12 protein-coding genes are annotated in these 12,625 nt (G+C 60.4%); 11 read left to right on the top strand and 1 reads right to left on the bottom strand.

The features are described 5' to 3' along the window. Positions 1-154 precede the first annotated feature (154 nt). Positions 155-1,159, bottom strand: a complete 1,005-nt coding sequence (locus HMPREF3053_RS02490) for a tyrosine-protein phosphatase (protein ID WP_083310826.1) — start codon at positions 1,157-1,159, stop codon at positions 155-157. Between the two features lie 347 nt (positions 1,160-1,506). Here HMPREF3053_RS02490 and HMPREF3053_RS02485 point away from each other — a divergent pair, with 347 nt between their 5' ends. From HMPREF3053_RS02485 to recN, 11 genes are all read left to right on the top strand, one after another. After that, positions 1,507-2,514: a siderophore ABC transporter substrate-binding protein gene (locus HMPREF3053_RS02485; protein WP_070767224.1), complete on the top strand. Its 1,008-nt coding sequence runs from the start codon at positions 1,507-1,509 to the stop codon at positions 2,512-2,514. Between the two features lie 39 nt (positions 2,515-2,553). Then, complete coding sequence (locus HMPREF3053_RS02480) at positions 2,554-3,501, top strand: ABC transporter permease (RefSeq protein ID WP_049193442.1); 948 nt, start codon at positions 2,554-2,556, stop codon at positions 3,499-3,501. After that, complete coding sequence (locus HMPREF3053_RS02475) at positions 3,494-4,537, top strand: iron chelate uptake ABC transporter family permease subunit (RefSeq protein ID WP_070767223.1); 1,044 nt, start codon at positions 3,494-3,496, stop codon at positions 4,535-4,537. Before HMPREF3053_RS02480 ends, HMPREF3053_RS02475 begins: the two co-directional genes overlap by 8 nt. Further along, positions 4,534-5,292, top strand: coding sequence for an iron ABC transporter ATP-binding protein (locus tag HMPREF3053_RS02470; RefSeq protein WP_070767222.1), 759 nt, complete (start codon positions 4,534-4,536; stop codon positions 5,290-5,292). Before HMPREF3053_RS02475 ends, HMPREF3053_RS02470 begins: the two co-directional genes overlap by 4 nt. A 44-nt stretch (positions 5,293-5,336) precedes the next feature. Continuing rightward, on the top strand, positions 5,337-6,233 hold the full coding sequence (locus HMPREF3053_RS02465) for an RNase H family protein (protein ID WP_070767221.1): 897 nt from the start codon (positions 5,337-5,339) through the stop codon (positions 6,231-6,233). A gap of 112 nt (positions 6,234-6,345) precedes the next feature. Beyond that, positions 6,346-7,587 (top strand): hypothetical protein, encoded by a 1,242-nt coding sequence (locus tag HMPREF3053_RS02460; protein ID WP_070546195.1) that lies wholly within the window; start codon positions 6,346-6,348, stop codon positions 7,585-7,587. Between the two features lie 110 nt (positions 7,588-7,697). Further along, positions 7,698-8,738, top strand: coding sequence for an HAD-IIA family hydrolase (locus tag HMPREF3053_RS02455; protein WP_070767229.1), 1,041 nt, complete (start codon positions 7,698-7,700; stop codon positions 8,736-8,738). Positions 8,739-8,744: 6 nt separating this feature from the next. Beyond that, on the top strand, positions 8,745-9,014 hold the full coding sequence (locus HMPREF3053_RS02450; protein WP_048733379.1) for a hypothetical protein: 270 nt from the start codon (positions 8,745-8,747) through the stop codon (positions 9,012-9,014). A gap of 5 nt (positions 9,015-9,019) precedes the next feature. Then, positions 9,020-9,859 carry a TlyA family RNA methyltransferase gene (locus HMPREF3053_RS02445; protein WP_070767228.1) on the top strand — a complete coding sequence of 280 codons (840 nt, stop codon included), beginning with the start codon at positions 9,020-9,022 and terminating at the stop codon, positions 9,857-9,859. After that, entirely contained in the window at positions 9,852-10,814 is a 963-nt protein-coding gene (locus HMPREF3053_RS02440; protein WP_070767220.1) for an NAD kinase, read from the top strand. Before HMPREF3053_RS02445 ends, HMPREF3053_RS02440 begins: the two co-directional genes overlap by 8 nt. Positions 10,815-10,872: 58 nt before the next feature. Continuing rightward, positions 10,873-12,612, top strand: coding sequence for a DNA repair protein RecN (gene recN, locus HMPREF3053_RS02435; RefSeq protein WP_070601407.1), 1,740 nt, complete (start codon positions 10,873-10,875; stop codon positions 12,610-12,612). Positions 12,613-12,625 lie beyond the last annotated feature (13 nt).

The following is a 12,625-nucleotide window of genomic DNA, read 5'->3' as shown; positions in this document are numbered from 1 at the left end:
GAGGGTGTGGGAGAGTAGGTCGCCGCCGGCATAAAAAGTTTATTGTTGTGGGTCGTGGTAGCCAGTTCCCGTGTGGGGTTGGGTGCTGCGACCCACTTTTTGTTACCCACGAGTAAACAACATTCAACGACGGTTGTTGTGGTAAGGCGTGGCGCTATACCAGATACTTCTGGCGCAATTGGTTGATGTCGGCGTCGGAAAGCCCGATGCCTTGTCGGACGAAGTTGTCGAAAGTACCGTAGTTCTCTTCGATAGCGTCCCACGACATCTTGAGCCACTTTTTGTCTACCGCGTCTTCACGATTGAGGTAAGCGTTGCTGGCAAGGAAATCCTGCTCGATTGCTTCGTAACTAACTCCCAAGATGGCCAAGAGGAACGCGGCACCGAGGCCGGTTCGGTCTTTGCCAGCACTGCAGTGGAAAACGACGGCGCCGTCTTCATATGCGAGTGCTTGGAGAAGATCCTTCCAAGCGGTTCGCGGTGCTTCTCCGGTAATCATCAATTCATAGCCGAGCAGTTGGCCGAAGTATTTCACTTCATCGTCGAAAATCTCTGCATCACGCGCTTTGATGCTGTCTCCCGCCGCTTCGTAGAACTCGGGCGCGTGGCCGTAGAGCTGCTCGCCAGTAGTTACGACAGGATTCTTCACAAAGCCCAAGCCATTGCGAACACCGATGATGTCCGCTACTTGGTAAGTCACGCCGTCGGGCAAGACGTCTGGGGATTCGTTGCGCTCTTTAATGTTTCGCAAATCCACGACGTGTGTCACACCTGCCTCAATCATGCGGGCAAGATCTTCGTCGCTTGGCTCTCGTAAAGCATTTGACCTGTATGCGAGGCCTTGGCGGATACGGCGACCGTCCTCGGTCATGATTGGGTTGGCGCTACTTCCCGCTACATCGCGGAAGTTGCTGAGTGAGGAGAGTGAGCCGGACTCGATAGGGGTTTGAGATCTGGTAGGCGCCGTGGTGGTAGCAGACTGTCCGGCGGCCTGTGTCTCGGTCGCACTAATCCCTGTTGTGACTGCATTAAACAGCGAGGTGTCAGGGCTGGCCGATGCGGGCGCTGGGGTCATAGTGCCGAGTGGTAGAAGTAGGACCGCGGTTAGGCCAGCGGCTTGAGCGCGATGGTTCGCGCGGCCCAGGTTAGTTGTATTCACGGGTAATGAGGTTAGTGTGCTTCAGGTTTTCGGCAACTTATAAGAAAAGCTCTTTCTCGCATAGCCCCGCCGGCGCAATAAGGTCCTTTGGAACGCGGTAAGAACGTAACGGGGGTACCTGGCTGCACTACTCGGAAAATGCCCGCTACCAGCACAAATTAGCCAACGCTAAGCCAAGTTCGAAATATGCCCTAAATATTGCGTAATTTCATAACGTATTTACTTGTTAAATAGGGAACCCTAAGCTAATGTTTCACAGGTAATGATTACCTAAGTAAGTGATTGGGTAACGGCGTCTAAGTGGCGTTTGTTTAACAATTCTACTGTGACCGAAGGGATGCCTTTAAGTGGCGCGTTCTAACTCCGGCCGTATTCGCAATATCGTAGTTGCATCTGTTGCGAGCCTTGGACTTGTTCTTGGTGCTTGTTCTACTGATGCCGGTAACGAGGATAAGTCTGCAGCTGCAGGCAACGAGTCTACTATTACCGTTACTGATAATCATGGTGAGCAGACCGTACCTGCCGAGATTGACTCTGTTGTGGCCACGGATAACCGTTCCTTCGAGATGCTCGATCAGTGGGGTATTAAGCTGGCTGCAGCTCCTAAACCGATTATCCCGTTCACGGTTTCCGACTACAAGGACAATCCTGACGTTCAGGACATCGGCAATCACCGCGAGCCGAATCTCGAAATTGTTGCTGCTGCTGACCCGGACCTGATTGTGAACGGTCAGCGTTTCGGCAAGTACTACGATGACCTGAAGAAGCTCGCTCCGAACTCCGCGATTGTGGAGTTTGAGCCGCGCGAGGGCAAGCCGCTGGACGAGGAGCTCAAGCGGCACGCTAAGGGCCTGGGCGCCATCTTCGGTAAGGAGAAGGAAGCCGATCAGCTCATCGCAGACTTTGACAAGGCTCTGGAGCGCGCTCGCAAGGCTTACAACCCGGACGTGAAGGTCATGGCGCTGAACTCGTCGGGCGGCACCCTCGGTTACATTGCTCCGACTGTTGGTCGTACCTTCGGCCCGCTGTTCGACCTGATTGGCATGAAGCCGGCGCTGGAGGTCGACAAGGCCAGCGATGACCACCAGGGTGATGAGATTTCCGCCGAGTCCATCGCTGAGGCAAACCCGGACTTCATCATGGTGCTTGACCGCGATGCTGGCACCTCTGTCCGCGGTACCGATGAGTACCGTTCGGCACAGTCTGTGGTCGAGGAAGCCGCTCCGCTGAAGAACGTGAAGGCAGTCAAGGAGGGCAAGATCTACTACGCCCCAGAGGACACTTACACCAACGAGTCCATCGTCACGTACACGGAGATTCTGAACGGGCTTGCCGACGCCTTCGAGCAGGCCTAATAGTTCTCTGACCAGTCACAGGAGTACCTCACCAACTCTATGCAGAAGTTACTGGATTCCCGACTAGCCATCGGGATTGCCTTTGTGGCAGTCCTGGTGGCTATGTCGCTGTTTGTAGGCCAATACGACATCCTGGGCGCCGACGACGGCTGGGAGATGTTCGCCACTACGCGTATACCGCGCACCATTGCACTAGTGCTCTCGGGTGCCGCGATGGCGATGTGTGGCTTGGTCATGCAGCTACTTACGCGCAACAAGTTTGTCGAACCCACCACCACGGGAACCACGGAGTGGGCTGGTCTCGGCCTGATTTTCGTGATGTATTTCTTTCCTTCGGCCTCGATGCTTGGCCGGATGGGCGGGGCAATCATCTTCGCTTTCATCGGCACGGCAGTGTTCTTCCTGTTCTTGCGCCGTGTCGCTTTGAAGTCAAGTCTGGTTGTGCCCATCGTGGGCATCATGTTGGGTGCGGTAGTCAGTTCGATTTCGACTTTCTTTGCGTTACAGACGGACATGCTGCAGTCGCTAGGCGTGTGGTTCGCAGGCTCTTTTACTGCCATTTATAAAGGGCAGTACGAATTCCTGTGGCTGGTCGTCATTGTGGTTGCAATCGTCTTCGTATTTAGCGATCGGTTAACGGTTGCGGGGCTTGGTGAGGACATTGCCACCAACGTCGGTCTGAACTACAAGCGAATCGTGTTCCTGGGCACCGGCCTGATTGCCATTGCAACGGGCCTGGTTACGGTAGTGGTGGGCAATCTGCCCTTCCTGGGTCTCATCGTCCCGAATATCGTCTCCATGTTCCGTGGCGATGATCTGCGCTCCAATCTGCCCTGGGTATGCCTGGTGGGCATTGCCATTGTGACGGTCGCGGACTTGATTGGCCGCGTCATTATCGCCCCGTTCGAGATCCCGGTATCGGTAATTCTCGGCATCCTGGGTGCTGCCATTTTCGTCTATCTGATTGTGGAGCGGCGTCGTGCTTAATCTCAGTTCAACTACAGCTAGAACCAACCAAGTTGGCCCGCAAACGACGTCGTTTAGTACGGGTGCCGCGGCGCGCAGGTACTGGATTATCATTGCTGTGCTGGCGGGTCTGGCAGTGTTGTTTACGGCGGGCCTGCTCGCGTGGGACAACCCGTTGCCGTTCGGGACGGATGGTTTTTGGCTGATTGCGCGTCGGCGCCTTGATGCCGTCATTGCCATGATTGTGGTTGCTTGCTGCCATGCCGTCGCGACAGTGGCGTTCCAGTCGATTGCGAATAACCGAATTATTACGCCGTCGATTATGGGGTTTGAAGCGCTGTACGTGGCTATCAGTACCGCTGCGGTGTACTTCTTCGGGGCGACGGGTCTGATGAATGCCGGCTCGGTTGGGGCGTTTGTGCTGCAGCTCGTGCTGATGGTGGGGCTGTCGCTGGTGCTGTATGCGTGGCTGCTGACTGGGCAGGGCGCGGATATGCACAGCATGCTGCTGGTGGGCATTGTTATCGGTGGCGGGCTGGGCTCGGTATCGACATTTATGCAGCGCATGCTCACGCCTTCGGATTTTGACCTGCTGACGGCGCGGCTGTTCGGCTCTGTCAACAACGCGGACCCGGAGTTTTTCCCGGTGGCGATCCCGCTGGTGATTGCGGCAATCGTGGTGATTGCGCTGCATTCGCGGGCCCTCAATGTCATGTCGTTGGGGCGTGAAGTCGCGACGAATCTGGGCGTGAATTACCAGGTTCGGTCCATCACCGTGCTGGTTGCGGTGTCGGTGCTGATGGCAGTATCGACGGCTATGGTCGGCCCGATGACATTCCTCGGCTTCCTGGTCGCGACCATTGCGTACCAGGCTGCGGATACCTATGACCACCGCTTTGTGCTGCCGATGGCGGCGCTGATTGGCTACGTCACGCTGGCCAGTGCGTATTTCATCCTCAATCACGTTTTCTATGCCCAGGGCGTGGTGTCCATCATCATCGAGCTGGTTGGCGGTTCGATCTTCCTCTACGTCGTTTTGAAGAAGGGACGGCTATGATTCTCCTCGACAGTGTAAGCAAGAGCTATACCAGCGAGGTGTCAATTGGCCCCGTTGACCTGGAAATTCCAACCAATGCGATTACGGCTCTGATTGGGCCGAATGGTGCGGGCAAGTCCACGCTCTTGACTATGATTGGCCGCCTCCTTGCCGTCGATTCCGGCGACATCAACGTCGGCCCCTACAACGTGGGCAAGACCAAGTCGAAGGATCTGGCGAAGGTGCTGTCGATTCTGCGCCAGGACAACCACTTCGTCACCCGCCTCACCGTGCGCCAGCTGGTCAGCTTCGGCCGCTTCCCGTACAGCCAGGGGCGCCTGACCGCTGAGGACGAGCGCATCATCTCCCAGTACATCGAGTTCCTCAATCTTGAGGCGCTCCAGGGCCGCTACCTCGACGAGCTCTCCGGTGGGCAGCGTCAGCGCGCGTATGTCGCAATGGTGCTCTGTCAGGAGACGGATTACGTGCTTCTCGACGAGCCGTTGAACAACCTGGATATTTCTCATTCGGTCGACATCATGTCGTACCTGCGCACTGCAGTGCGCGATTTGGGTCGAACCATGGTGGTGGTGTTGCATGACATCAATTTCGCGGCTCGCTACGCCGATTACATCTGTGCGGTCAAAGACGGCCAGATTGTTGAGCACGGCCCAACCGCGGAGCTGATGCGTTCGGAGGTTTTGAGCCCAATCTTCAACACTCAGATTGACATCGTCCAGGGCCCGCACGGCCCGGTCGCCTGCTACGGCTCTTAAGGCAATTCCTGGCCGGCCCCACGCAGCCGATACAATCTAGCCTCATGACTATTACTGCTGCCGTTGACGGTTCCGCCCTGCACAACCCCGGACCTGCCGGGTGGTGCTGGTATATCGACGACAGCTGCTGGGCCGCCGGCGGATGGAAAGAGGGAACCAACAACCGCGGGGAGCTCACCGCTCTTGCCGAGCTGCTCCGCGCCACCGCGCATATCCCCGACGAGCCGCTTTTCGTACTGTGTGATTCGCAGTACGTGATTAACTCCGTCACCAAGTGGATGCCGGGGTGGAAACGCAAGGGGTGGAAGAAGCGCGACGGCAAGCCCGTCCTCAACGTCGATATCTTGCAGGACATCGACCAGCTGCTCGTTGGCCGCAATATTCACCTCGAGTGGGTTAAGGGACACTCGGGCCACGACATGAACGAGGCCGCTGATCAGCGCGCCCGCGCCGCCGCCACCGCGTATCAGAAGGGTACGACCGTGCCGGAGGGGCCAGGTTTCGCTGGTGCGGGTAGCCGCGTGCAGTCGAATGCCGCGCCGACAAAAACCGCGCCCGCCGCGCCTAGTTCCGAGCCCAAGACGCCCAAGGCCGCAACCTTCGAGCAGGAATGCCTCTTTGACCTCGCAGTCGACGCCACCGTGACGCCCGAGGACGCGGCTAAGGAAGCGCTCACCGTTTTCCGCCGCGCCGCACATCGCGCTGAGCAGGGTAATACCCGCGCACTCAAGGCATTGCTTAACGACGCCCTGGGCGCCAACCTCGCCGTGCCAGACGGGCTTTCGGATGCCGAGCATGAGCTCCGCGTCGAGGGAACCACCGCTACTGCGCAGTTCACTACAGACGACTGGGTTGGCCTGGCTGTCTGGGATTTGTCCCAGGCAGTGGGGAAAGCCACAGGTTCTGCGCGTTTGTTGGGCTGGAATGTAGGCAGGTCTTAGCAGTAGTATGAAAGTTTGGTCTTTTAGGTAGACCACCAGGCAATCCGGGGTTACTGGTAGCCTAAAAACACATAAATTCTTTTACTCATTACATATAAGGAGCTCCGACTTCATGGCTGAGCACGAAGGTCCTCGTTCCGGCGAAGGCCGAGGAAATCGCGGAAACCGCGGGTCTAACCGTTCCCATGGTCGTGGCGAGGGCGGCTTTAACGGGCGCAACCGCAACGATCGTCGTGGACAGGGCGGTGGCCCAGGTGGTCGTGGCCGTGGTGGTCACGGTGGTCATGGCGGTAACCGCGATTCCCGTGGTTCGCGGGGCTTCCGTCGTGATGATCGCGACGATCGTGACTTTAACCGCGGTGACCGCAATGAGCGCGGTGGTCGTGGCGGTCGTGGTTACAACCGCAACAATCGCGATGATCGTAATGAGCGTTTTAACCGCGATGACCGTGGTGGTCGCGGTGGCCGCGGTTACGACCGCAATGATCGTAACGAGCGCAACGACCGGGGCGAGCGCAATGATCGTCGCGGCCCGGGCGGACGTGGCGGCCAGGGAGGTCGCAACTTCGACCGTCGTGGTGGCAAGCCACGTCGCTCTAACCGTGGTGGCCGCTTCCAGGATGAGAAGCGTACGCACCGCACCGGCCCGCAGCGCCCAGGTTTCCGCGAGGAGCGCATTGAGGCCCGCAAGAACGAGCCGAAGCTGCCAGATGACATTCGCGCAGACGAGCTCGACCCGAGCGTCCGCCAGGATCTGAAGAGCCTGGCTAAGGACAACGCCGACAAGGTTGCTCGTCACATGATTATGGCCGCAATCCTGATGGCTGAAGACCCGCAGCGTGCCCTGGAGCACGCCCGCGCAGCGAAGGACCGCGCAGGCCGCGTCGGTGTCGTTCGTGAGACAGCTGGTGTCGCCGCTTACCACGCAGGTGAGTGGAAGGAAGCCCTGGCTGAGTTGCGTGCTGCTCGTCGCATCTCCGGTGGTCCGGGCATGCTCGCAGTGATGGCGGACTGTGAGCGCGGCCTCGGCCGTCCGGAGAAGGCCATCGAGCTGGCTCGATCCGAGGAAGCCAAGCAGCTGGATAACGAGTCCAAGACTGAGCTGGCTATCGTCGCCGCAGGTGCTCGCCGCGATATGGGCCAGATTGATGAGGCTCTGGTTGAGCTGGAGACCCAGGATCTGAACCCGGACCGTGAGGATTTCGAAGCAGCTCGTCTGTTCTACGCCTACGCCGATGCGCTGGTGGAGGCCGGCCGTAAAGACGATGCCAAGGTGTGGTTTACCCGCTGCGCCAAGATCGATGTCGACCAGATGCTCGATGCTCGCGAGCGCATCGAAGAGCTGAGCAAGTAAACAGCCCAGCTGCCCGACTCGCAAAACCATCCACCGCTGGCGCGATGCGGCTGCGCATCTACAATTCGTCGTAAAGCGTTCCTATTTTCGTAAAAGGAGAAATGCACCTCATGGCTTCTGTCGCTTCTTCCTATGATGCCGCTCTGTTGGATCTGGATGGCACGATTTACGAGGGCGGCGCGGCGATTCCGAACGCGCTGGAGGGGCTGACCGAGGCAGCGCTGCCGATGGTGTTCATTACGAACAACGCCTCCCGTGCGCCGCAGACGGTGGCGGATCAGCTCAACGGGCTGGGCTATGACGTTCACGCGGACGATGTGATGACGTCGGCGCAGGCGGCCATTGAGATGGCGGCGGAGGTCATTGAGCCGGGCTCGAACGTTTTTGTGTTGGGTGCGGAGTCGTTTAAGCAGCTGGCTCGTGAGGCGGGGTACACGCTGGTGGATTCCGCTGATGACAACCCTGCGGCGGTGTTCCAGGGGCTCAACCGTGAGATGACGTGGAAGCAGATGTCGGAGGCGGCGCTGGCGGTGTCGCGAGGTGCGCGCTTCCTGGTGTCGAATTTGGATACGACGCTGCCGTCGGAGCGCGGTTTTTTGGTCGGCAATGGTTCGGTCGCTGCGGCGATTTCGACGACCACGGGTGTTGCGCCGCTGTCGGCGGGTAAGCCGAAGCCGCCGATGTTCATTAAGGCTGCGGAGCGTATGGGCGCGAAGAGTCCGCTGGCGATTGGGGATCGTCTGGATACCGACATCGCGGGTGGAAATGCTGCGAAGATGGACACGTTTATGGTGGTCACGGGCGTTTCCACGCATATGGATGTCGTCGCAGCGCCGCCCGAGCACCGTCCGACGCTCATCGGTGCTGACATGACCGCGCTGAACCGTGAGCTGGATCAGGCACGCCCGGCTCCGCAGGCTGGTTTCACCGCGCGTTACGACGACGCGGAGGCCGGTGTCATCGTTCTTTCTGGCGGTGACACGGAGGATCCTCGGTTGGCGAACCCAGCGGAGGCCGCGGTGGCGGCTCTGCTGACGGTCGTGGATGTGGTGTGGAACTCTGAGGCTGGTCGTGCTGGCGCAGTCGAGGTCGCGCAGGTCCGCGCAGAGGGCCCGGCTGCTGAGGCGGCGCTGGCTGCCTGGCGGAAGTGATAGCCGATGAGTGAGGTTGCACCGAAGCCAGGGCAGGGGCAGGGGTCTGGTCCTGTGCCGGGGCCGAAACCCGGCCCTGCATCTGTACCTAACCCGGCACCTAGCCCTGCAGCGATGCCCGGCGCGCGCGAGGTAACTCCGGAGGATGTCCGCGAGCAGGTGGCGGCCGCACTGTCTGCACCTGCGCCAACTCCGCAGGAGAGAGTCGCGCAGTTTGAGCGGGCGCATGAGATTTTGTATGAGGCCCTGGGCTCGTCACGCAGGGAAGGAAAGTGAACGCGGTGGCAAAGAAAGCTCCTAAGCGCAGGCTCGATGCGGAGTTGGTGCGAAGGAAGATTGCTCGCTCCCGTGAAGCGGCAGTGGACATGATTAAGGCCGGCCGAGTGGAGGTCGGTGGTTTTGTCGCCTCTAAGCCCGCGACTGCGGTGACGGGGGACGTGTCCATTCGCGTCAGTGGTCTGGAAGAAGATGAGAACTGGGCATCGCGCGGTGCGCACAAGCTGCTCGGTGCGCTGGAAGCTTTCGAGCCGCAGGGCCTGGAATTGAAAGGCCGGAAGGTGCTGGATGCCGGTGCCTCCACAGGCGGCTTCACCGATGTGTGCTTGCGCCGCGATGTCGACACCGTCTATGCCGTTGATGTCGGCTACGGTCAGCTGATTTGGCGCTTGCAGGACGACCCGCGGGTGGTTGTGCTCGACCGAACTAATGTCCGCACGCTGACGCCGGAGATACTTGGCGGCACGGCCGATGTCATGGTTGGCGACCTGTCGTTTATTTCTTTGAAGCTGGTCCTGCCAGCGATTGTTTCCTGCCTCGACGAGGGTGCTGACCTGCTGCCGATGGTCAAGCCGCAGTTCGAGGTGGGCAAGGAGCGCCTTGGCTCCGGTGGTGTCGTGCGCAGCGATGCACTGCGTCAGGAAGTTGTCCAAGAAGTCGCCGAATATGCCCGCACTCTGGGCCTGTCCTTCCGGGCGGTGGTGGCCAGCCCGCTGCCGGGTCCGAGTGGCAACGTGGAGTTCTTCCTGTGGCTGGTGAAAGACGGCGGCGCCAGCGATATTGGTGATGAGGCTATGGCTGCGGCCATCGCTAAGGCTGTTGAGGAGGGGCCGCACAATGACTAGCGCGAAGACTCACTCACGGGAAAGCAAGCCCAAGAACAGCGCCGGCAAGCGCGAGATTCTGCTGGTCCCGCACACCGGCCGTAGCGCCAACCTGGAAATGGCCGCCGAGGCCGCCGAGCTGCTTGAGGCCGCGGGTATCGATATCCGCGTGCTGGCCGGTAAAAACCCGGAGGCACTGGCCGCGCACCCAACGCTCGGTAAGTACCCGCGCTACTGGCACTCCCCGCAGGCGGCGTCGGGATGCGAACTCGTCCTCGTCCTGGGGGGCGACGGCACCTTCCTGCGCGCTGCAGATATCGCGCATTCGGCTGACCTGCCGGTGCTCGGCATCAACATGGGACACGTGGGCTTCCTCGCCGAGTGGGAGCAGGAGTCCATGACGGAGGCGATTAACCGGGTCATCAAGCGTTCCTGGCGTATCGAAGACCGCATGACCATCCGCGCCACCGTCCGTGACACCACCGGCCGCGTGATTGGCTCCGGGTGGGCGTTGAACGAAGTCAGCATCGAAAACGTTAACCGTCGTGGCGTGCTGGACGTCATCCTAGAGGTCGATCGCCGCCCGGTGAGTTCCTACGGCTGTGATGGCGTGCTGATTTCCACGCCGACAGGCTCCACCGCCTACGCTTTTTCCGCAGGTGGGCCTGTGCTCTGGCCGGAGCTCGACGCCATGCTGGTCGTGCCCAACAACGCCCACGCGCTGTTCTCCCGTCCGCTGGTGATCTCCCCGCACTCGACCATCGCCATTGAGACCAACCACGACACCGCCGAGGCGGTCGCGGTGCTCGACGGCTTCCGCAACATCACCATGCCGCCGGGCAGCCGCATCGAAATCGAGCGCGGCGCGCAACCGGTGCGCTGGGTGCGTCTGGACGATCAGCCGTTCGCCGATCGTCTGGTGCACAAGTTCCGCTTGCCGACGTCCGGGTGGCGCGGCCCCGCCGAAGCCCAATAGCCCCTAAACACGGCAAACGAGACCCCAACTTCCAAGGGAAGGACTGATTGCAGGCGCCATGCTGACTGAGATTTCCATCCGCGACCTCGGCGTTATCCCGGACGCGACGCTTGAATTCAGCCCAGGCCTGACCGTACTGACAGGTGAAACCGGTGCGGGTAAGACCATGGTGGTCACCAGCCTCAAGTTGCTCTGTGGTGCGCGTGCCGACGCCGGCCGCGTGCGCACCGGCGCCGACAAAGCCTTGGTGGAAGGCCGCGTTTCCACCGAACACCTCTCGGAGGAAGAGTCAGCCACCATCGATGCTGTGGTTTCTGAGCTCGGCGGCGAGCGCGATGAGAATGACGAGTACCTGCTTGCTCGACAGGTCTCCGCGAAGGGCCGCTCCCGGGCGTGGGTTGGTGGCCGGAGTGCGTCGGCTGCTGCACTGGCGGATGTCTCCACCCGCCTGATTGCCATTCATGGCCAGAATGATCAGCTGCGCCTGCAAAGCGCCGATGAGCAGCGTGCGGCCATCGACCGCATGGATGCCGACACCATCGCGCCAACCCTGGAAACTTATCGTCAGCAGCGCTCACACTGGCGCACCCTGGTCAAAGAACTGGAAGAAAAGACCTCTAAGCGCCGCGAGCTGGCCATGCGTGCCGATCAGCTCAGCTTCGCGATCGAAGAAATCGACGCAGTCTCACCCGAGCCGGATGAGGACCAGGACCTCGCCTCCCAGATCCGCCGCATGCAGGACCTGGACGGTCTCCGCGACGCGGCGGCCGTGGCGCTTGCCGCCATTGACGGTGCCGCTGCCGTGAGCACTACCGGTATGGATGCCGCCACCGAGGACTCCGGTGCCGCCGAACTCCTCGGAGCCGCCGCAAACGAGCTCGCCGGCGCCAATGATGACGAGCTCACCGAGTTTTCCAATCAGCTCAATAAGCTGACCAGCCAGCTCTCCGAGATTTCCGCTGGTCTCGGTGCGTTTCTATCCGGCCTGCCGGAGGAAACCGAATCCCTGGACAAGCTCATGCAGCGCCAGGTGGAGATCAAGAATCTCACCCGTAAGTACGCCCCGGACATCGCAGGTGTGCTGGCTTGGCGGGACAAGGCGGAGCGCAAGCTCGCCACGCTAGATGTCTCCGGCGAAGCGCTGGACAAGCTCACCGCGGAGATCAAAACCGCGGAGAAGAAGCTCGGCACCACCGCGCGGAAGCTCTCCAAGGCCCGCGCAAAAGCCGCGAAGCACCTGGAACAGGCCGTGACCAAGGAACTCAAGGGCCTGGCCATGCCGCACACCTCGCTGGTGGTGGAGATCGCCAAGGCCGACACCTTTGGCCCCGCTGGCGTGGACAACATCGAGTTCAAGCTCCGAGCCCACGAAGGTGCCGAGCCACGCCCGCTGGCCTCATCCGCATCCGGCGGTGAGCTCTCCCGCATCATGCTGGCATTGGAAGTTGTCCTCGCCGAAGGACAAGCCGGACACACGATGGTTTTCGATGAGGTCGATGCCGGTGTTGGTGGGCGCGCGGCTGTGGAGATTGGCAAGCGCCTGAAGCAGTTGGCGGTGAATAACCAGGTGATCGTCGTCACGCACTTGCCTCAGGTGGCGGCGTTTGCGGATACACACTTGGTGGTCAGCAAGGACGCCCGTTCGGGGGCGGTGTCGTCGAAGGTGACGAGCCTGGGGGACGAGGAGCGGATTGACGAGCTCGCGCGGATGATGGCGGGCTTGGACGATTCGGAATCCGGACGCGCGCATGCGCAAGATCTTCTGGATCAAGCTCGGCGCGCCTTCTCGGCCAAGTAGCTGCACTTATGTT

The organism is Corynebacterium sp. HMSC064E07 (genome assembly GCF_001815745.1).
Classification (GTDB): domain Bacteria; phylum Actinomycetota; class Actinomycetes; order Mycobacteriales; family Mycobacteriaceae; genus Corynebacterium; species Corynebacterium jeikeium_D.
The sequence above is the reverse complement of the archived record's forward strand: the minus strand, read 5'-3'. Positions and strand labels throughout refer to the sequence as shown.

Coding starts and splice junctions, on each gene's coding strand:
- HMPREF3053_RS02480 (WP_049193442.1), top strand. CDS start 2,554: ATGCAGAAGTTACTGGATTCCCGACTAGCCATCGGGATTGCCTTTGTG.
- HMPREF3053_RS02470 (WP_070767222.1), top strand. CDS start 4,534: ATGATTCTCCTCGACAGTGTAAGCAAGAGCTATACCAGCGAGGTGTCA.
- HMPREF3053_RS02465 (WP_070767221.1), top strand. CDS start 5,337: ATGACTATTACTGCTGCCGTTGACGGTTCCGCCCTGCACAACCCCGGA.
- HMPREF3053_RS02460 (WP_070546195.1), top strand. CDS start 6,346: ATGGCTGAGCACGAAGGTCCTCGTTCCGGCGAAGGCCGAGGAAATCGC.
- HMPREF3053_RS02455 (WP_070767229.1), top strand. CDS start 7,698: ATGGCTTCTGTCGCTTCTTCCTATGATGCCGCTCTGTTGGATCTGGAT.
- HMPREF3053_RS02450 (WP_048733379.1), top strand. CDS start 8,745: ATGAGTGAGGTTGCACCGAAGCCAGGGCAGGGGCAGGGGTCTGGTCCT.
- HMPREF3053_RS02440 (WP_070767220.1), top strand. CDS start 9,852: ATGACTAGCGCGAAGACTCACTCACGGGAAAGCAAGCCCAAGAACAGC.
- recN (WP_070601407.1), top strand. CDS start 10,873: ATGCTGACTGAGATTTCCATCCGCGACCTCGGCGTTATCCCGGACGCG.